22 protein-coding genes are annotated in these 18,841 nt (G+C 71.2%); 11 read left to right on the plus strand and 11 right to left on the minus strand.

Annotation, left to right across the window (positions count from 1 at the left end):
- Positions 1 to 55: 55 nt before the first annotated feature.
- The 4 genes from ER308_RS17440 (at position 56) to pyk (ending at position 5,816) form a co-directional block, all read left to right on the plus strand.
- A complete protein-coding gene (locus ER308_RS17440; protein ID WP_131156170.1) occupies positions 56 to 1,657 on the plus strand; it encodes an ABC transporter ATP-binding protein in 1,602 nt (533 codons plus the stop codon).
- Positions 1,654 to 2,808 carry an ABC transporter permease gene (locus tag ER308_RS17445; RefSeq protein ID WP_131156171.1) on the plus strand — a complete coding sequence of 385 codons (1,155 nt, stop codon included), beginning with the start codon at positions 1,654 to 1,656 and terminating at the stop codon, positions 2,806 to 2,808. The genes ER308_RS17440 and ER308_RS17445 overlap by 4 nt, the downstream gene beginning before the upstream one ends.
- Positions 2,809 to 2,817: 9 nt before the next feature.
- A complete protein-coding gene (locus ER308_RS17450) occupies positions 2,818 to 4,143 on the plus strand; it encodes an ABC transporter permease (RefSeq protein ID WP_165492205.1) in 1,326 nt (441 codons plus the stop codon).
- A gap of 224 nt (positions 4,144 to 4,367) precedes the next feature.
- On the plus strand, positions 4,368 to 5,816 hold the full coding sequence (gene pyk / locus ER308_RS17455; protein WP_131156173.1) for a pyruvate kinase: 1,449 nt from the start codon (positions 4,368 to 4,370) through the stop codon (positions 5,814 to 5,816).
- Between the two features lie 49 nt (positions 5,817 to 5,865).
- On the opposite strand, the gene ER308_RS17460 is transcribed toward pyk, so the two are convergent.
- Positions 5,866 to 6,444, minus strand: coding sequence for a MarR family winged helix-turn-helix transcriptional regulator (locus ER308_RS17460; protein WP_205745700.1), 579 nt, complete (start codon positions 6,442 to 6,444; stop codon positions 5,866 to 5,868).
- Positions 6,445 to 6,509: 65 nt separating this feature from the next.
- Positions 6,510 to 6,758 carry a putative acetyltransferase gene (locus ER308_RS17465; RefSeq protein ID WP_131156174.1) on the minus strand — a complete coding sequence of 83 codons (249 nt, stop codon included), beginning with the start codon at positions 6,756 to 6,758 and terminating at the stop codon, positions 6,510 to 6,512.
- 147 nt (positions 6,759 to 6,905) lie between these two features.
- Between ER308_RS17465 and ER308_RS17470 the strand changes: the two genes are divergently transcribed.
- Entirely contained in the window at positions 6,906 to 7,442 is a 537-nt protein-coding gene (locus tag ER308_RS17470; RefSeq protein ID WP_131156175.1) for a MaoC family dehydratase, read from the plus strand.
- Between the two features lie 230 nt (positions 7,443 to 7,672).
- Here the strand turns inward: ER308_RS17470 and ER308_RS22120 are convergent, their stop codons facing one another.
- Positions 7,673 to 8,026 carry a hypothetical protein gene (locus ER308_RS22120; protein WP_205745701.1) on the minus strand — a complete coding sequence of 118 codons (354 nt, stop codon included), beginning with the start codon at positions 8,024 to 8,026 and terminating at the stop codon, positions 7,673 to 7,675.
- 244 nt (positions 8,027 to 8,270) lie between these two features.
- On the opposite strand from ER308_RS22120, the gene ER308_RS17480 reads away from it, so the two are divergent.
- Positions 8,271 to 8,741: a hypothetical protein gene (locus ER308_RS17480; RefSeq protein WP_131156176.1), complete on the plus strand. Its 471-nt coding sequence runs from the start codon at positions 8,271 to 8,273 to the stop codon at positions 8,739 to 8,741.
- Positions 8,742 to 8,802: 61 nt separating this feature from the next.
- Here the strand turns inward: ER308_RS17480 and ER308_RS17485 are convergent, their stop codons facing one another.
- From ER308_RS17485 to ER308_RS17505, 5 genes are all read right to left on the minus strand, one after another.
- Positions 8,803 to 9,228, minus strand: coding sequence for a Fur family transcriptional regulator (locus ER308_RS17485; protein WP_131156177.1), 426 nt, complete (start codon positions 9,226 to 9,228; stop codon positions 8,803 to 8,805).
- Positions 9,229 to 9,244: 16 nt separating this feature from the next.
- Positions 9,245 to 10,087: a metal ABC transporter permease gene (locus tag ER308_RS17490; RefSeq protein WP_165492206.1), complete on the minus strand. Its 843-nt coding sequence runs from the start codon at positions 10,085 to 10,087 to the stop codon at positions 9,245 to 9,247.
- The gene (locus tag ER308_RS17495; RefSeq protein ID WP_165492207.1) at positions 10,074 to 10,880 is read right to left on the minus strand and encodes a metal ABC transporter ATP-binding protein; all 807 of its coding nucleotides are present in this window, start codon (positions 10,878 to 10,880) and stop codon (positions 10,074 to 10,076) included. Before ER308_RS17495 ends, ER308_RS17490 begins: the two co-directional genes overlap by 14 nt.
- Positions 10,877 to 11,989: a metal ABC transporter substrate-binding protein gene (locus tag ER308_RS17500; RefSeq protein ID WP_165492208.1), complete on the minus strand. Its 1,113-nt coding sequence runs from the start codon at positions 11,987 to 11,989 to the stop codon at positions 10,877 to 10,879. The genes ER308_RS17495 and ER308_RS17500 overlap by 4 nt, the downstream gene beginning before the upstream one ends.
- Positions 11,990 to 12,158: 169 nt before the next feature.
- On the minus strand, positions 12,159 to 12,881 hold the full coding sequence (locus tag ER308_RS17505) for an SDR family NAD(P)-dependent oxidoreductase (RefSeq protein ID WP_165492209.1): 723 nt from the start codon (positions 12,879 to 12,881) through the stop codon (positions 12,159 to 12,161).
- A gap of 267 nt (positions 12,882 to 13,148) precedes the next feature.
- Here ER308_RS17505 and fdxA point away from each other — a divergent pair, with 267 nt between their 5' ends.
- The 3 genes from fdxA to ER308_RS17520 all read left to right on the plus strand — a co-directional run bounded on the left by fdxA (position 13,149) and on the right by ER308_RS17520 (position 15,475).
- Complete coding sequence (gene fdxA, locus ER308_RS17510; protein WP_131156181.1) at positions 13,149 to 13,472, plus strand: ferredoxin; 324 nt, start codon at positions 13,149 to 13,151, stop codon at positions 13,470 to 13,472.
- A 90-nt stretch (positions 13,473 to 13,562) separates the two neighbouring features.
- Complete coding sequence (locus ER308_RS17515) at positions 13,563 to 14,321, plus strand: SDR family oxidoreductase (RefSeq protein WP_131157086.1); 759 nt, start codon at positions 13,563 to 13,565, stop codon at positions 14,319 to 14,321.
- The gene (locus ER308_RS17520; protein WP_131156182.1) at positions 14,318 to 15,475 is read left to right on the plus strand and encodes an alkaline phosphatase family protein; all 1,158 of its coding nucleotides are present in this window, start codon (positions 14,318 to 14,320) and stop codon (positions 15,473 to 15,475) included. The genes ER308_RS17515 and ER308_RS17520 overlap by 4 nt, the downstream gene beginning before the upstream one ends.
- Before the next feature lie 81 nt (positions 15,476 to 15,556).
- On the opposite strand, the gene pdxH is transcribed toward ER308_RS17520, so the two are convergent.
- From pdxH to ER308_RS17535, 3 genes are read right to left on the minus strand one after another with little or no spacing between them, the layout of a single operon-like run.
- On the minus strand, positions 15,557 to 16,207 hold the full coding sequence (pdxH, locus tag ER308_RS17525) for a pyridoxamine 5'-phosphate oxidase (RefSeq protein ID WP_205745702.1): 651 nt from the start codon (positions 16,205 to 16,207) through the stop codon (positions 15,557 to 15,559).
- 46 nt (positions 16,208 to 16,253) lie between these two features.
- Positions 16,254 to 16,871 (minus strand): ATP-dependent Clp protease proteolytic subunit, encoded by a 618-nt coding sequence (locus tag ER308_RS17530; RefSeq protein ID WP_131156184.1) that lies wholly within the window; start codon positions 16,869 to 16,871, stop codon positions 16,254 to 16,256.
- Positions 16,868 to 17,431, minus strand: a complete 564-nt coding sequence (locus ER308_RS17535; protein WP_165492210.1) for a ClpP family protease — start codon at positions 17,429 to 17,431, stop codon at positions 16,868 to 16,870. Before ER308_RS17535 ends, ER308_RS17530 begins: the two co-directional genes overlap by 4 nt.
- A gap of 270 nt (positions 17,432 to 17,701) precedes the next feature.
- Here ER308_RS17535 and ER308_RS17540 point away from each other — a divergent pair, with 270 nt between their 5' ends.
- Together ER308_RS17540 and ER308_RS17545 are read left to right on the plus strand one after the other, a co-directional pair.
- Positions 17,702 to 18,472 (plus strand): SRPBCC family protein, encoded by a 771-nt coding sequence (locus ER308_RS17540; RefSeq protein WP_165492211.1) that lies wholly within the window; start codon positions 17,702 to 17,704, stop codon positions 18,470 to 18,472.
- Positions 18,469 to 18,831: an ArsR/SmtB family transcription factor gene (locus ER308_RS17545; RefSeq protein WP_131156187.1), complete on the plus strand. Its 363-nt coding sequence runs from the start codon at positions 18,469 to 18,471 to the stop codon at positions 18,829 to 18,831. Before ER308_RS17540 ends, ER308_RS17545 begins: the two co-directional genes overlap by 4 nt.
- Positions 18,832 to 18,841: the final 10 nt, after the last annotated feature.

The following is an 18,841-nucleotide window of genomic DNA, read 5'->3' on the forward strand; positions in this document are numbered from 1 at the left end:
CGCCCGCCGCCTCGATAGCGGGGTCGGGTGGCCGTCCCGCCGCAAGGGGGCGTGAGTGACGAGCGAGACCGCGGAGACGGGCGGTGCCGAGTCGCCGCCGCTGGTCGAGGCCGAGGGCATCACCAAGCGGTTTCCCGGTGTGGTGGCGAACGCCGACGTGGATCTGGACTTGCACGCGGGTGAGATCCACTGCGTTCTCGGGGAGAACGGGGCCGGCAAGACGACCCTCATGAACGTCGTCTACGGCCTCTACCAGCCCGACGAGGGCGAGCTGCGGGTCCGCGGCGAGCGCGTTGACTTCGAGAGCAGCGCGGACGCGATCGCCGCGGGAATCGGCATGGTGCACCAGCACTTCCAGCTCGTGCCGGTGCTCACCGTCACGGACAACGTGATCCTCGGACAGGAGCCGATGCGTGGGCCGCTCGTCGATCGGGAGTCGGCTCGCCAACGCATCGTCGAACTGAGCGAGCAGTACGGCCTCGCCGTGGATCCGGACGCGAGGATCGGCGACCTCTCGGTCGGCGCGCAGCAGCGGGTCGAGCTCTTGAAGGCCCTGTATCGCGAAGCGGACGTGCTGATCCTCGACGAGCCGACGGCCGTCCTCACCCCGGGGGAGGTCCGGGAATTCTTCGAGGTGGTGCGCGGCCTCGTGGCTCAGGGCAAGGCCGTCGTCTTCATCACGCACAAGCTGCGCGAGGTGCTGGAACTGGCCGATCGGATCAGCGTGCTGCGCGGCGGCGCGCTGGTCGGCACGGCTGATCCCCACGAGGCGACCATCGAGAGCCTCGCGGAGCTCATGGTCGGCCGGGAGGTCGCCTTCACGGTCGACAAGACCCCGGCGCAGCCGACCCACACCATGCTGCAGGTGCGGGACCTCCACGTGAAGGACGACCGCGGCGTCCAGACCGTGCAGGGCGTCGACTTCGAGGTGCGTGCCGGCGAGATCTTCGGGATCGCGGGTGTCGAGGGCAACGGGCAACGGGAGCTCGTCGAAGCCGTGACGGGCATGCGGACCCCCACGAACGGTCAGATCGTGATCGGGGAGTACGACATCGTCGGCGCCAACCCGCGCAAGGTGCAGGGCTTGGGGGTCGGTCACATCCCCGAGGACCGGGGTAAGCACGGACTCGTTTCGCGGTTCGACCTGACCGAGAACGTGATCCTCAACCGATACCATCACCCACCGTTCAGCCAGCGGTTCCTGTTGAACCGTGGGGTGGCGAAGGACACGACGCAGCGGCTGGTGGAGCAGTACGACGTGCGTACCCCCAGCATCGACGTGTCGGCCTCGACGCTCTCGGGCGGGAATCAACAGAAGCTCGTGGTCGCGCGTGAGCTCGAGCAGGAGCTGCGGCTGCTCGTGGTCAACCAGCCGACCCGGGGCTTGGACGTCGGGTCGGTCGAGTTCATCCACTCGCAGCTGGTGCGGCGACGAGACGACGGTGTGGCCGTGCTCCTCGTATCAGCGGAGCTGGACGAGGTCCTGGGCCTCGCTGACCGGATCGGGGTCATCTACCGCGGTGAGCTGCTCGCGACCATGGATGCGGCCGAGGCCACGCGAGAGCGCGTTGGTCCCCTCATGGCGGGCCAGACCCAGCAGGCCGCCGCCGCGGGTGCCGGGGCGAACGGAGACGGCGAAGGGAAACAGGGCGCATGACGCAGGAGGAGGCTCCATCCCGTTCGCGGGTACACGAAGCGATCGAGACCTACTTCCGGCTCGCCCCGGTCACCGTGCCCATCTATGCGCTGATCCTCGCGATGGCCGTGGGGAGCATCATCGTGATCGCTGCGGGGTCGAACCCGCTGGACGCCTACGCGGCACTGGTCTCCGGCGTGTTCGGCACGCCGGCCCGGTTCGCGAACGCCCTCGCCCGCTCGACACCGTTCATCTTCACCGCGCTCGCGGTGGCGATCTGCTATCGCGCGGGGCTGTTCAACATTGGCGCGGAGGGGCAGCTCCTGATCGGCGGCGTGACCGGCACGTGGGTCGCCGGCTGGGCCATGTTCACCGGCTGGCCCGCTCTGTTCGCGATCAGCGCCGGCCTCATCGGCGGTGTGATCGGCGGGGCGATCTACGGCTTCATCCCGGGGTTCCTGAAGGCCAAGACGGGGGCCCACGAGGTCATCGTCACCATCATGCTCAACCTCATCGCCCTGCTGCTCCTGGAGTGGCTCATCGGGTCGCGGAACCCGCCGATCCTCGTCGATCCGGAAGCGGCGGCCGCGCGCACCGAGCCGGTCGTGGAGGCGGCGCGGCTGCCCAGCCTCTACCCGGGCACGAGCCTGCACGCCGGGTTCCTGGTCGCGATCGCGCTCTGCGTGCTGGTGTGGTACCTGATCCGGCACTCGCGCTTCGGCTTCGAGGTGCGCACCATCGGGTCGAACCCCGCTGCGGCCCGGTACGCGGGCATGAGCGTGTCGCGGACGACGATGATGGTGTTCCTGTTCGCCGGGGCGCTCGCGGGGCTCGGTGCGGCGGCTGACGTGCAGGGCTCCTCCGGGGGCTACCTCACACCCGGACGCTTCCAGGACGTCGGATTCGACGGGATCGCCATCGCGCTGATCGCCCGCGCTAACCCGCTGGCGGTGATCCCCGCCGCGATCCTCTGGGGCTCGTTGCTGGCGGGCGCGGGACTAATGCAGGTGGCAGCCGGGATCTCGATCGATCTGGTCCGCATCATCCAGGCGCTCATCATCCTCTTCGTGGCGGCGGACATGATCGTTCGCACGATCTTCCGGATCCGGAAGCCGCGGGGTCGCGAGGACACCGACGAGCCGCTCATCGCCGCGCGCGGGTGGGAAGGCTAGGACATGGCCGTGAGCGAGAACACGACCTCCGAGACCTCGGCCGAGGCCCCCAAGCCGCTCCAGCCGCCGCGACGCATCCCGAAGCTACGGCACCTCCAGACGCTCGGCACCGCGTTCCTCGTGCTGGGGGTCCTCGTCGTCTGGGCCTCCACGGCACTCGAGGACGAGCCGATCACGATGGCGATCGGCGTCGGGGAGGCCGCCCCCCGATTCGACGTGACGCCCGACCTCACGGTCCTCGTGATCGGGCTCGTCATGACGATCGCCGGGCTCGTCGCGCTCGCGGATCGGTGGACCGGGCGTTACGCCGCCGTCGGGCTGCTGGTATCCGCGATCCTGCTGCTGCCCTTGCTCGTCGTCTTGTCGGTGGGCCTGTCGGGTGCGCCCCAGACGAACATCCTGACCCTGGCCGCGGAGGCGCTGCGCCGCGGCACGCCGATCGCTCTGGGAGCGTTGGCGGGGCTGTGGTGTGAGCGCTCCGGCGTCATCAACATCGGGATCGAGGGAATGATGCTCGCGGGCGCGGGCATCGGGTTCCTCTCCTACACGATGGTCTTCGGCGGCGTCCCCGGCCTCGGGCTGGTCGGCGCGGTGCTGGTGGCCGTGCTCACCGGTGGGCTGATGGCGGCGCTGCACGCGATGCTGTGCGTCACGTTCAAGACCGACCAGATCGTCTCGGGCGTCGTGATCAACCTGTTGGCGCTCGGGCTGACGAGCTTCCTGCGACGCGAGATCCTCCTGCCCGCGGACGCGACCAGCGCGCCGACGCTGCCGCAGATCGACCTGCTCGTGCTGTCCGACCTTCCGGTGGTCGGCCCCCTGTTCTCCGGTCGCCCGATCTTCTTCACGATGTTCCTGGCCGTGCTCGTCACGCACATCGTCCTGTTCCGTTCCCGGTGGGGACTGCGGGTGCGGTCGGTCGGCGAGAAGCCGCATGCGGCGGAGACCGCGGGTCTCAACGTGGTCAAGCTGCGCTATCAGGCCGTGATCGTCGGTGGTCTCCTCGCCGGGCTCGGCGGGGCGTGGTTCTCGCTCGAGACCGTGGGCGGCTTCGACGACGGCATGACCCAGGGCAACGGGTTCATCGCGCTGGCGGCGATGATCTTCGGCAAGTGGCGGCCGTGGTCAGCGTTCGGCGGCGCCATGTTGTTCGGCCTGGCGAGCTCGATCGGTACGCGGATCCAGTTGCTCGGGGTCGAGGTGGGCGACTTCCCGATCCCGCCGCAGTTCATGCAGGCGTTCCCCTACGTGGTCACCATCATCGTGCTCGCCGGCGCCATCGGACGCGCCGTGCCGCCGGCGGCGATCGGCCAGCCCTACGAGCCGTCCCGCTGAGTGGGCGCGGCCGTGCGCACCGAGGACGTGCGCTTGGGGAGTCGGGGCCCGGTCGTGCGCACGTCGTCGGTCCCGCGCCCGCGACGCGGTAGGATGCGGGCCCGCACGTCGAGGCCGCGTTCCGCTCCCCACCACTGCGCACAGGAACGGTTCGCGCCCGCCCATACCACTCTGGTCCTCGAGTCGGACGCCGGGTGCACTCATCAGTCGCAGGAGGCCCGTTGATGCGCCGCGCGAAGATCGTCGCGACCCTCGGTCCCGCTCTCGACGACCGCGACAAGCTGCGCGGAGCGATCGAGGCCGGCATCGACGTGGTGCGCCTGAACTTCAGCCACGGTGATCCGGAGACCCACGCCCGACGACTGGAAGCGGTCCGGGAGATCTCGGTCAAGCTCGGCCGCAACGTCGGCAGCCTCGCCGACCTGCAGGGACCCAAGATCCGCCTGGGGACCCTCCCCGACGAGGGCGTGCAGCTCGACAACGGCGCCGAGGTCTTCCTGCAGCCCGGCCGCGAGCAGCTCGACAGCTACGAGAGCGAAGGGCAACCCTCCCTGCCGGTCGTCTACGAGTCCCTGGCCGACGACGTCGCGCCGGGCGCGCTCGTGCTCGTCGACGACGGGTCGATCCGGCTGGTCGCGAGCCGCCACGACGAGGGTGGCGTGTGGTGCCGGGTCGTTGCCGGGGGAGTGGCGAAGAGCAAGAAGGGCGTCAACCTCCCCGGTGCCAGCGTGAGCGCGCCGAGCCTCACCCCCAAGGACCTCGAGGACCTGAAGACCGCGGTCGACCTGGGGGCGGACTGGCTCGCCCTGTCCTTCGTGCGCAAGGCGGAGGACCCCGACGGGGCCCGCGAGCAGATCGCACGCCACGGGTCCGAAGCCCCGATCGTGAGCAAGCTCGAGCGCCCCGAGGCGATCGATCGCCTCGACGAGGTGATCTCCGCGAGCGACGCGGTGATGGTGGCCCGCGGCGATCTCGGCGTCGAGATCGGGCCGGAGCGTGTGCCGGCGATCCAGAAGCAGATCATCTCGAAGGCGAACGCCGCGTCGAAGCCCGTCATCACCGCCACCGAGATGCTCGAGTCGATGATCGACTCGCCGCGGGCGACGCGGGCCGAGGCCAGCGATGTCGCGAACGCCGTCTTCGACGGCACGGATGCGCTGATGCTGTCCGGGGAGACGGCCGCGGGTCGTTATCCGGTCGAGGCCGTGCGGAGCATGGCCCGGATCATCGAGGTGGCCGAGTCGAGCCCGCAACTCGCGCACCCCAACCCCGACTGGGTCGGCTACGCCGATGAGCCCGAGGTCGGCCGGGTCGTCGCACGCGCCGCCGTGCAGGTCGCGAAGGACATCCAGGCGACGGCCCTCGTGGTCTACTCGATCACCGGATCGTCGATCCAGCGCGTCAGCAAGTACCGCCCCGACGTCCCCCTGCTGGGTCTGACGCCCACTGAGACGGCCCTGCGGCGGACCGCCTTGATGTGGGGCACCGAGGCCGGTCTCGTGCCGATGAAGGAACAGGCGACCGACCTGACCAGTTCGGCGGAACGGGTGCTCGTCGACGGCAACTGGGCCCGCCGAGGCGACCAGGTGGTGATCGTGTCGGGCCGGCCCGGTGGTGAGGGGGGCACCAACCGGCTCATGGTCCACCGCGTCGGCGATCCGGTCGTCACGTGAGGGCGTCGGGTCGTGCCGCGTGCCCGAGGACGGCGCACGCGTCGCGGGGCTAGCGCTCGTCGGCGACGGCTTCGGTGAGCCCCTGTTCCTCCAGAAGGTGGCTCGGGATCGCCCCGCGGACGCGGCGGAGCAGGACGACGAGTTCCGCGAGTTCGTCGTCGTGCAGATGGCCGAAGACCCCCTCGAGCATCGCGTAGTGGTGCGGGTAGTGGGACTCGAGCAGCTCGCGTCCGGCCGCCGTGAGCGCGACGAGCACACGCCGGCGGTCCTCGGGGTGGGGTTGCCGGGTGACCATGCCCTTGGCCTCGAGCGTGTCGATCAACCCGGTCACCGACGGTCGCGAGACCAAGAGCCGTTCGGCGAGGTCGCACGGCTCGAGCTCGCTGCCCGGTGTGTTCACCAGCGCCTGGAGCAGGTTGAACGCGCTCGCCGACAGGCCCTGCGGGCGCAGCGACTCGCCGAACTCGGCCTGGACCGCGTTGTAGGCGCGGAACAGCCAGATGATGGCCTGCACCTCGAGCGGCCGCACGTCCGGGTGCGCGGCTTCCTGCAGGGCGAGGCGCTGCAACTCGGTGGGCGGGGTGCCCGGGGCCGCCGGCTTGCGGGGGCTCTGTTCAGTATCAGTCACGCCGATCTCCTCCCTCCCCTCTGAGTGTACCTCGTTCGATCTCGAATAAGCCAGGAGGGACCGGATCAGCGTCGCTTCGGCGGTGGTGGGGGGACCGTGCGACCGGCGACCACATCGTCCTCGGCCACGACGGCGACGCTGCCGTCGCGACGTGCGATCTCGAGTTCGCCGTGGTCCCATCGTCGCAGCTCGCCGAGTACATCGGTGTGGCCGGGCTCACCCTGCCGCGCCTCGGGTCGTCGCACGCGGAGGCTGACCCGCCGGCCGACATCATCGGGCGAGATACGTACCACGTACCGCGGTCCCAGAGGCACGACCGCCAGTATCGCGCGAGTTCGGGTTCCCGACCACGGGGCCCGCAGCGAGTGGTCGTGGAGACCGCTCGCCGGCTAGGGTCTTGTCTCGAGGCCGTGCGCGGTGCGGCTCGCCGATCCCGGACGCCGAGGAGATTCGGGGCGCTCGTGACCCAAGCTGGTGGATGGCAGGGCCGATACTTCGAGGACTTCGAGGTCGGGGACGTCTACCGTCACCCCCTCGGACGCACGATCAGCGAGGCCGACAACACCTGGTTCACCTTGTTGACCATGAACACGAACCAGTTGCACTTCAATGCCCACTACGCCGAGCGGTCGACCTTCGGTCGCGTGCTCGTGAACTCGGGGTTGACCGTGGCGATGGTGCTGGGGCTGTCGGTCTCCGATCTATCGCAGAACGCGGTCGCCAACCTCGGCTGGGACGAGATCCGCCTCACCCACCCGGTCTTCGTCGGCGACACGCTCTATGCGGAGTCCCTCGTGCTGAACGTGAGGGAGTCGGAGTCGCGCCCCTATGCGGGGATCGTCCGCGCGAGGACCCGGGGGCTCAATCAGGACGGGACCGAGGTCCTCGACTACAAGCGCACGGTGATGATCTACAAGCGCAACGCCCCCCAGGACAAGGGCCACTTCCCGGAGCCGGCCGAACCATTGCGCCCCGAGACCGGCACCGACCCGACCTGAGCGAACTCGCGTCTGCCGGACGGGCTCGTGTGGTGGCCCCACCGCTCCACCACGGGCGCGCTGCCAACTCACATCGCGCCACGCGAGCGCGGCCAGCGTCGCGAGCGCCACGGCGGCCGCGAGAGCGGTGGTCGTGGGGCGTGCCACCCCCTGCTCCACCGCGATGGCGGTGGTGCCCCACGCGACGGCCAGGGGGAACCCGGGCTCCGGGGGACCGAGAACGGTGAGGGTCACGGCGATCGCGCCGACGGCGAGCAGCCCGATCGGTGCCCAGGCCGCTGCCGGCGGGCCGGCACCCGCAGCGGGGCGAGGACCCGATCATGTGCGCGGACCGGCCGCGCCTGATAGATCGCGAAGGCCAGGCTCGCCACGTAGATGAGTCCCCAGATGGCGAACGCGTAGCCGGCCGGGTCGATCCAGGAGTCGTAGCGGTCCGAGATGGTCCCCACCTGCGCGCCCGGCAGCACGTCGGATTGGCTCAGTCCGGCCGCGACGATCTGCCAGAGCGCGAGCGCGACGAGCGCGGCCTGCCAAGGGGAGAACCTTCGCCATGCGGGCCTCCCTCTCTCCGGGCCGTTGCGCATTCGCGGCTCACCGCCTGGTTCTACTCGAATGGCCGAGGTCGCTCACCTGAGTCGATCGTGTGACCGGCTCCGGTGAACGCGACCACCGTGCGGGCATCGCTCAGCAGGGCGGCGAGGTCAGCGACCGAGCCTCCCACTGGCGGGCCCGTCGGCTGGGGCGGGTTGGCCGCGGCCTCTCCCGAAGGCATGGGGCACCGGTACCCGGCTGGGCGTGCAGGTGGCGGCCGAAGGGGACGCTTGCGCCATGAGCGCCGTTCGGATGTCAACCCCGGCCGCTCGGCTCGGTCGGAAGCTGCTCCGGATCGTCGTGATCGCCTGGGCGGTGATGGCGTTCGGTCAGCTGCTCCTCGCGCTCCTGCGCGGTCACGGGTTCGGCAGTGCCGTACAGCTCGTGGTCGGCCAGACGTGGGAGGTCGTGGTGGCGGTCGTGAACCTCCTGGCGCTCGTCCTTGTCGTGGCGTTGCTGGGACTGTTGGTGGGCGCGCTCGTCGGGGTCGTGATGGTCGGCATCGGTGCGAGCGACCGGGTCGCCTGGCGGATGGTGCGTCTGGGGGCGGCGGCGAGCGGTTCGGGGTTGGCGATCCAGCTCGCGACCTTCGGTGCGAGTCCGCTGATCGTGGCGCTGACCTTCGTCGGCACCCTGCTGTCGCTGTGGGGCACCACCCGGCTGCCGGAGGAAGCGCTCGGCGCCGGCCGCGCGCAGGCGGCGGAGTAGGGCGGATCGGGGCGGCGGAGCCCCTGGTCGGGCACCGGGTGCGCCGAGCGCGCGGATACGGTCAGTGGTCGAGGCACACGGCGCAGACGCCGAAGATGTCCGCTCGGTGACCGGTGACCTTGTAACCGCGTCGGCTCGCCACCTCGCTCACCCAGCGCTCGACCTCCTCGGCGGTGATCTCCTCGACCCGGTTGCAGGTCTCGCAGACCAAGTGGTGGTGGTGTGCGGAACCGCACAACCGGAACGACTGCTCACCCTCGTGGGTGAAGACGTCGAGCAACTCGGCGTCGGCGAGTGCGGTCAAGGTGCGATAGACAGTGGTCAACCCGATCGGTTCACCGGCCTGCCGGAGCTCCATGTGGAGATCCTGGGCCGTCACGGCATCGTCACGCCGGCTCAGGGCGTCGATGACGGTGAGCCGTTGGCGCGTCGCGCGCAGCCCCGCGTCGCGCAGCGCGCTCTCCGGCTCATCGCTGACCACGGTCATCGCGGTCTCCCTCCCTCTAGGCGATTTCTCGGCGGACCCGATCGCGGGCGAGGCGGATCAGCACCGCCAACACGTAGCAGGCGATGGCCCCGAGCACGATCGAGGACCCGGGCGTCTCGTCGGCGTAGTACGCGAACACCAGCCCGAACAGGGCGCAGCCGCCACCGATGGCAGCGGCGCCCAGCATGGTACCGCGGTAGCTGCGTGACAGTTGGGACGCGGCCGCGACCGGCACCACCATCAGGCCGGCGACGAGCAGGATCCCGATCGTGTACATGCCGCCCACGACCACGAGCGCCACGATCACGGTCAGGGTGAGCACGAGACGGTCGGCGTGGATCCCGCTGACGCGCGCGGCGGCCTCGTCGAACGCGATCGCGACCAGCGGCCGGTAGAAGACGGCCATGAGCAGGAGCACGCCCCCCGCGAGCCCCGCGATCGTGGCCGCGTCCGCGAACGAGAGGTTCAGTGGGCTGCCGAACAGCACCCCGAGAGCGTTGTTGATGCCGATCCCCGAGCGGTGCATGAAGAAGTAGCCGAGCGCGATCCCCCCGTAGAAGATCATCGCGAGCGAGAGGTCGCCGGACAAGCCGCTGCGTTGCAACCACGGCAACAGCACCGCGGCGAGCAGGCTGAGGATGGTGGCGCCGAGCAGGATGTCGAAGTCGAACAGGAAGCCGAGTCCCACCCCGGCGAAGGCCACGTGGCCGATCCCGTCGCCGATGAGGCTCTGGCGGCGCTGGACGACGAAGGTCCCGACCATCGGCGCGACGACGGCGACGGGCACGGTCGCGAGGAGCGCGTGGCGCATGAAGCCGCGGTCCAGGAACTCCAGCCAGGCGATCTCAGCGAGGCTCATCCGCACCCCCTTCGACCGGTGGCGGCTCGGCCTCGCGTCCCTCGTCGATCCGGTGGGCCATCGCGACGATGTCGGCATCGGCATGGCTGCGCTCGACCGGTCGGCCCGCCCGCATCTCCACGATCCGGTGCGCGATGCCGACGAAGCCCTCGGGCTCGTGGCTGATGTAGGCGATCGCGACGCGTTCATGGGTGATCAGGTGTTCCAGCGACTCTCGGAGGATGCGTCGTGCATCGGTGTCGACCCCCGTCGTGGGCTCGTCGAGGACGAGGAGCTCGGGGTCGGTGACGAGCGCGCGAGCGATGAGCACTCGCTGCTGCTGCCCACCGGAGAGCCGGTTCACCGCTTGCTTCCGAAGGGGAGCGATGCCCATCACGTCGATCGCGTGCTCGACACGCTCGCGCTGTGCGCGGTTCATGCGGCGTAGCAGTCCGAGACGCGCCACGAGGCCGCTGCGGACGACCTCCTCCACACTGATCGGTAGTGCGGCGTCGGCCATCGCCCGCTGGGGCACATACCCGACGCGCCACCACTCCTCGACCTGGTCGACCGGGGTCCCGAACAGTCGAACGGTGCCGTGGGTGGGTCGCATCAGCCCGAGCCCGAGCTTGACGAGCGTCGACTTGCCCGAACCGTTGGGGCCGACGATGGCGACGAACTCGCCGGCGTGGATCCTCAGGTTCACGTCGCGGAGCACCGGGATGCGCTGATAGCCGAACGTGACCTGCTCGAACGCGAGTGCGGCCGGGGCGTACGCCCCAGCCGCGTCGGCCGTGGTGTCGGGTGGGATCACCGGGTGCACTCCAGTCCTTCGGAGAACGTCTCCACCTGCTCCATCAGCACGTCGAGGTAGTCGCGATCCTCCCAGCCCTCCTGGGGGATCTCCATGGGATCGACCTCGAAGAGTTCGACGTCGGCTTCCGCTGCGAGTGCCTCGGCGTTCTCTCGGCCCTCGACGGGCTCCGCGAAGACGCCCGGAATGCCCTCGTCCTCGATCAGGTCCGCGAGCTCGGCGATGCGCTGGGGACTCGCCTCGCCGTGGCCCCCGGCACCCGCGATGCCCTCCTGCTCGATCCCGCGGGGTTCGAACAGGTAGGCCCAGGCCTCGTGCCCGACGAGAGCGGTCTCCTGCGTGCAGCCCTCGAGGAGTTCGTCGATCTCCTCCTCCGCGATGGCCAACTCGCCGGCGACCTCCTCCCCGTTGGCGAGGTACGTGTCCGCCCGGTCGCTGTCGGCCTCGGCGAAGCCCTCGGCGATGGCTTCCGCGACCTCGGCCATGAGGCGCGGCGCCAGCCACACGTGCGGATCCTTGTCGCCGTGGCCGTCACCGTGCCCGTCGTCGTGCCCGTCGTCGTGCCCGTCGTCGTCGTGTTCGTGGCCGTCGTCGTGCCCATGGTCGAAGTCGATCAGCTGCTCGTCCCCGACGATCTGCTCGACGTTCACCACGATGCCGCTGGCCTCATGTGCGGCGTCCTCGACCTGGGGCTGGAAGTCGACGTCGCCCATGTACATGAAGATGTCGGCATCTTCGATCGCCTCACGGTCGCCCGCGCTGAGCTCGAGGTCGTGGGGATCCTGTCCTGCCCCGCCCAGCAGCTGGACGTCGGCACCGGGGGCGACGTCCTCGGCGAGCGAATCGAGCGCGAAGATCGACGTCACGATGTCCACGCGCCCACCGACCTCGTCATGGTCGACCTCGTCGTGGCCGGCATCGTCCTCGGCCTCACCCTCGTCCTCGTCCCCCGCTTCTTCCCCGTCTTCGTCGTCCTCGTCCTGGTCCTCGACCTCGTCAGCCTGCCCCTCGTCGGACTCGTCGTCGGCGACGTCCTCGGTGTCGTCGGCGCACGCGGCGACGAGCAGGGCGAGGGTCGCGAGAAGGGCGAGTAGGCGGTAGCGCGTCACGGAGACTCCTTGTGCCCGGATGGTGGTCGTCTGGCTGCCGGTCGGCTTCCGCGCATGACAACCCAAACGGGAATCGTTGTCAAGTGTAGGGCGGCGGGAGTCTCCACGCACGGGCCGCCCGGGCGGACATGTGCTCAGGATGTCGCAGCAGTCCGCCCGGGCGAGCGATTCAGCTGTCGCCGTACACCGGGATGCCCGCGCCCGACACGACCCACGCGTCGTCGCTGGCGAGCCATGCGATCACCTTGGCGATCGCTGCGGGAGGAGTCCAGCGATCGTGGCGGCCATCGGGCATGGCGGCGCGGTTCGCCGCGGTGTCGATCATGCCGGGCAGCACGCAGTTCGCGGTCCGGCCGGTGCGCTTGAGCTCGGCCGCCAAGCTCTCGGTGAGCGCGAGCACGCCCGACTTGGCCGCGGTGTACGGGGCGTCGCCTCCACCCGGCCGCACGGCTTGGCGGGCGCCGACGAGCACCACTCGGCCAGCGTCCTCGCGCATGTGCCGCAGGCCCTCGCGGGCGACGACGAACGCGGTCTTCAGGTTGAGCGTCAGGAGCCGGTCGACCTCGGTGAGGTCGTCGAGTTCGGCGACCGGCGTGCCGCCCGCGTAGCCGCCGACGGTCGAGCAGGCGAGCCACAGGGGCCCCCAGTCGGCGCGGAGCACGTCGAGGAGCGCGGCGATCTCGTCGGGGTCGGTCGCGTTCGCCTCGGAGAGCCGGAGTCGTCCGTCGTCGACGGCGTCGGGGTGCGCGGTGCGCAGCTCCTCGGCCTCCTCGCGCACGATCCAGGGCACGCACACCCGGTCGCCGCGGTCGAGGAGCTCGGCCACGACGGCGCGGCCGAGCGCACCGCCCCCACCGGCCACCAGGCAATTGCGGGAAGCGTTCGGGTCCAAGAGCGGTCCTCTCGTCGGTGCTGCGGACAAGTTGGTCGCCGGTCCGTGGGCGCGTAGGTTGTGGCGCGCCGCGTCCCGAGGGTGGCGTGCCCATCCGGCTCGGGCGGCGGGTCGTCGGTGCCTCGCGCCCGGCTATTTTTCACGGCTGCCACCTTGGAAGCTAGGCTGTGGCCTCGCGGGATATGCCCCGTCGCCGCGACCGATCGCACCGGCCGGGGCGAGCGCCCACCCATCCCCGCCGGTGCGGCGGTACGAGAAGGAGCCGTCATGGTCTATGTGATCACCGAGCCCTGCATCGATGTCAAGGACCGCTCCTGCATCGACGAGTGCCCCGTCGACTGCATCTACGAGGGGCCGAGGATGCTCTACATCCAGCCCGACGAGTGCATCGACTGCGCGGCGTGCGAGCCGGTCTGCCCGGTGGAGGCCATCTTCTACGAGGACGACATCCCGCAGGTTTGGGAGGAGTTCATTACCATCAACAGTGAATGGTTCGAGGACTCCGTCACCGGCCTCGACAGCCCGGGCGGCGCGGCGACCGTCGGCCCGCAGGACGTCGACCACCCCAAGGTGGCGACCTGGGAGGTCTGAGCGGCCGGGGCGCATCACCGGGCTCGTGGCTCGACCGACGAGGGTGCGCCCGGGCGGACCGAGAACACGGTGACGAGCACGGGAGGTGCGATGTTCGAGGGTCGCACGGCGCTGGTCACGGGGGGCTCGCGCGGCATCGGCTATGCGATCGCCGGGGAGCTCGTGTCCAACGGCGCACGGGTGTGCGTGACGGGACGCAAGCAGGCGCAGCTCGACGAGGCCCTCGCCGAGCTCGGCGGTGGTGACGGCGTGATCGGGGTCGCCGGCGGGAGCGACGATCCCCAGCACCGGGAGGACGCGGTGGCCCGGACCGTCGAGGCCTTCGGTGCGGTCGACCTCCTCGTGAACAACGCGGGGACGAACCCGCAGTACGGCCCGCTCGTCGACGCGGACCTCAAGGCCGTCGACAAGATCATGTCGGTCAATGTCGTCGCCCCCCTCGGGTGGGTGCAGGAGGCCTGGCGGGCGTGGATGGCCGAACACGGGGGAGTGGTCCTCAACGTCGCCTCGATCGGGGGTCTGCGGCCGGGGTCCTGGATCGGCGCCTACAACACGAGCAAGGCGGGGCTGATCCAGCTCACCCGCCAGCTCGCGCTGGAGCTGGGTCCCACCGTCCGGGTCAACGCCATCGCGCCCGCCGTCGTGAAGACCGACTTCGCGAGTGCGCTCTACGAAGGTCGCGAGGGCGAGGTGGCGGCCAAGTACCCGATGAAGCGCCTCGGCACCCCCTCCGATGCCGCGTCCGCGGCTCGCTGGCTGTTGTCGGACGAGGCGGGCTGGGTGACCGGCGAGACGGTCGTGCTCGACGGCGGCGTGGGCCTCGTCGGCTGGGACGGTCCCGACGCGTGATCGCCGCCGTGTCACAACCCGCGGTACCCGACGCGCCCGAACCCTCGCCGGTCGTGCCGGACTTCGACGGCGGGTGGGTCGGTGCCGTCGTCGGCGGCCTCGCCGGGGCCCGCGAGGGCGCCGCTCCCTCCTGGCTGCCGTCCGCCGCGTCCGACGCGAGGGCGACCGTCCTGCTCGTCGTCGACGGGCTCGGGTGGGAGATGCTCGAGGCCCATCGGGACGTGATGCCCGCCCTGTCGGCGTTCGAGGGAGGACCGATCACGACGGTCACGCCGAGTACCACCGCCGCAGCGCTCACGTCGATCACGACCGGCGTGCCACCGGGCACGCACGGGATCGTCGGCTACCGGTTCCGGGTGGGCGGTCACGTGCTGAACACGTTGCAGTGGCGCGTCCCGCGGGGCGTGACGGCCCCCGAACCCGCCGAGGTCCAGCCCGTCGTGCCGTTCGGGGGGCGTCCCGTCCCGGTCGTCTCGCGATACGAGTTCGCCGACACGGGCTTCACCGTCGCGCACCTGCGTGGTTCCGACCTGCGCGGATGGGTGACGCCCGGCACGATCGCGGCGCACACCATGCGGGCGGTGGAGGAGGGCCACGGGCTCGTCTACGCGTACTGGGACGGGCTCGACAAGGTGGCGCACGCGCACGGGCTGCACGATGAGTTCCTGCGCGACGAGCTCGGGGCGACCGATCGCCTCGTCGCCCAGCTGCTCGAGCGGCTGCCGGGTGACATCGCCTTGGCGGTCACCGCCGACCACGGTCACGTCCACGTCGAGCCGGCCGACCACGTCGACCTGCGGGCCGAACTGGGTGACCTCTTCGCCGGCTGTGCGGGCGAGGCCCGGTTCCGCTCGCTGTACGCGCGGTCGGGTGCCGCCCGCGAACTCGCGGCGGCCGCGCGGGAGCGCTTCGGGGACATTGCGTGGGTGCGTACCCGCGACGAGATCGTGGCCGACGGATGGCTCGGCGAGAACCCACGCCCCACGGTGACCGGACGCATCGGGGACGTCGTGCTGGCCGCCCACGAACCGGTGGCGTTCATCGATCCGGAGTTCACGCAGGAAGCCCGCCTGCTGGGGATGCACGGCAGCCTCACGCACGCGGAGATGCAGGTCCCGCTGAAGGTGACGCGAGGGCAGGCGAGCAGCCGCTGACCGCGCCGGTGCTCGGCGCCTGCCGCTGGTGAGTCGGACCGGATCGGTCACGCGCGCGCAACCGGTGCCGGCACGTCAGCCTCACGGACCGAGCCGCTCGACCCGCCATCCGTCCGCGTCTCGTTGGTACCGGAAACGGTCGTGGACGCGATCCTGCCCGCCCTGCCAGACCTCGACGACGGTCGGGCCGAGCCGGAATCCCCCGAACCACGGCGGTCGCGTCGGTTCCGCGTCCTCGAAGCGCCGGGCCACCTCGGCCACGCGGTCCTCGAGTTCCTGACGCCCCTCGACCGGACGGCTCTGCACGCTCGCGTGCGCAGCCAGGCGGGCGCCCCTGGGTCGCGCCATGAACAGCTCGTCGGCCTCCGCGTCGCCGAGACGTGTGGCGACCCCCTCGACGATGACCTGCCGCTCGATCTCGGGCCACCAGAAGACGGCGCTCGCGCGAGGATTGACGGCCAGCTCGCGCGCTTTGCGGCTGCGCAGGTTGGTGTGGAAGCCCAGTCCGCGGGCATCGAGCTCCTTGAGCAGGACCGTCCGCGCCGACGGAAGGCCCTCGGCGCTGGCGGTGGCGAGAACCATCGCGTTGGGTTCGAGGTTCCCCGCCGCGGTGGCCGCCTCCAGCCACGCCCCGAGCTGCGCGATCGGGTCGGGGTCGAGGTCCCCCGATCGGAGGATGGCCCGAGCGTACTCGCGGCGGACCGCGGCCGGGTCGAACGATGTGTCGTCCACGCCCGCGAGCCTACCCATCACGACGCCGGGACCGCCGACCTTCACGTCACGCGGCGCGGGCCGGCGCGGCCTGGGCCGTCTCCACGACCTCGTCGACGAGGCCGTAGGCCCTCGCACGGGCGGCAGGCAGCACGAGGTCACGATCGGCGTCGGCGGCGACGGTCGTGGCGTCCCGGCCCGTCGCCGCGCCGAGCAACTCCCAGAGCAGTGCCCGCAAGCGTCGGAACTCGTCGGCGTGCCCCTGCAGGTCGCTCGCCTGGCCCCGGGCCTGGCCCCACGGCTGGTGCAGCAGGACGCGGCTGTGGGGGAGCGCGAGACGTCGAGCCGGTGATCCGCACGCGAGGATCACCGCCGCGATCGACGCGGCCTGCCCGATGCAGACCGTGCGGACCGGGCAGCTCACGTAGCGCATCGTGTCGAGGATCGCCAGCCCGGCCGTCACCGAGCCGCCCGGCGAGTTGACGTAGAGCGCGACCTCCTTATCCGGGTCGGCCGCATGCAGGTGCAGCAACTGAGCGACCACGATGTTCGCGACGGTGTCGTCGACCTGGTCACCGAGGAACACGACCCGCTCGCTCAGCAACCGTGAGAACACGTCGGTCGCGCGGTCGCCCCGGGGATGTGCCTCCACCACCGACGGGATGGGGAGCGTCGCCGCGGTCATCGGGCGCTCCGGACGACGCGGTCGATGAGGCCGTACTCCATGGCCTCGTCGGCCGACAGCCAGAGGTCGCGGTCCGTGTCGGCGCGGATCCGTTCCACGGGCTGGCCGGTCCGGGACGCGAGCAGTTCCTCGACCCGACGCTTCAGGCGGGCCATCTCATCGGCCTGGATCGCGATGTCGGCGGTCGTGCCCTCGACCCCGCCGGAGGGCTGGTGGAGCATGACGCGCGCGTTCTCGGTGGCCTCACGGGGTCCGGTGCCCGTCGCCAGCAGCACCGCGGCCGCCGACGCGGCCACCCCGACGCAGCGGGTGCGCACGGGCGCCCCCATCGTCTGGATCACGTCGTGGATGGCGAGCATCCCGTGGGAGGCGCCCCCGAGGGAGTCGATGAAGAGGGTCACCTCCTCGTCGCCCTGCGCGTCGAGCGCCACGAGCTCGGCGCACAGCTCGTCGGCCCGCGTGTCCTCGATCGAGCCCCGCAGGAAGAGGATCCGGCGCTCGAAGAGGCGATCGAACGGCGTGGGGGCCGGCCAGGCGGACCCGGGGGTGCCATGTGGCAAGGGGCGTTCCGGTTCGGGGTCCCCGGGGTGGTGAGGTTCCGAGCCGGACGACCCGGGCGGGGGAGCGCTCGCGCGTGGCCACATCAGGGTTCCTTTCGCAACCTTACGGTTGCGTGTAACCATATCGGTCGCACGGTATCGTGCAACCACTAAGTTGCGATCGGCCCGCACTCGCGAGGCGCCGGGCCGCGATCGGTCGAGAGACGTCGCCGATGCGCTCCACGATCCGGCATCGCGTGGCGCCGCCGACGGCCACGGGAAGGAGCCAGCGTGACCGACAACCCGCCCTCGAAGCCCGACGCGTCGGATCCGGACGACGACGCTCACCCGTCCGAGCGGGCATGGCCGTGGCCCGGACGGCCCCGCCGACCGGTGCGCCGCTGCGTGGACATCGCCGCGCCGCCCACGACGGTCTGGCGAGCCCTGACCGACGATGCGCTCCTGAGCCGGTGGACCGGCTCGCTGGCGAGCCTGGATCCCCGGCCCGGCGGGTGGGCCCGTTTCCGCGGCCCGGCGGGCGAGCGGGACGCTCGTGTCACCCGCGCCGAGCCACCGCACCGACTGACGTGGCGTTGGCGTTTCGCGGAGGACGAGGCCGAGGACTTGTCCGCCGAGGTGGACCTGGTCCTCGTGGAGACCTCGGCGGGGACCCGGCTCACGGTGACCGAAACACCAGCCCCGGCCGGGCCGTCGGCGGCGATCGGCAGCCTGTCGGCCGGGCCGTCGGCGGCGATCGGCAGCCTGTCGGCCGCGGCGCCCGCCCCCCTGTTCGGCGACGTGACCGCGGGTCTGGAAGAACACTTCGTGGCTGTCGGCCCGCAACCCGGCCGGCTCGAACCCGGCCGGCTCGGCCTCGCCCTCCTGGTCACCGGGCCCGCGTGGGCAGTGCGGCCACGCCGCCCCGTCGCGGCGGGACGCGCGGTGCGACAGCGACTCGGCTGCGAGCGCCGCGCGGTCTCGGCGCGCTCCCGGGCACGCGACACCGGCACGGCCGCGGGCCACGAGGTGTTGGCGGCGGCGGGCGGGTCGATTCGCCGGTGAACGACGCCCACGGCGACCCGTCGGCGCAGGAGGCGGCGGTCGACGCGGTGTTCGCCGCCCTCGCGGACGGCACGCGCCGCGACGTCGTCGCTCGTCTCGCGCAGGCGCCCGCGACGGCCACCGAGCTCGCGGCGGCTCTGCCCGTCAGCCGTCAGGCCATCGCGAAGCACCTCGACGTCCTCGAGCACGCCGGGCTCGTACAGCGCACGCGTGAGGGTCGTGCGGTGCGCTACCACCTCACGCCCGCCCCCCTGGGGCCAGCGATGGCGTGGATGGTCGACGTCGGGGCCGAGTGGGACGGGGCGCTCGCACGGCTCGCCGTCCTCGCCGCGGAAGAAGAGTCCTGGCAGGCTCGTTAGCCTGCGCCCG

The sequence above is a fragment of the Egibacter rhizosphaerae genome, assembly GCF_004322855.1.
GTDB lineage: Bacteria > Actinomycetota > Nitriliruptoria > Euzebyales > Egibacteraceae > Egibacter > Egibacter rhizosphaerae.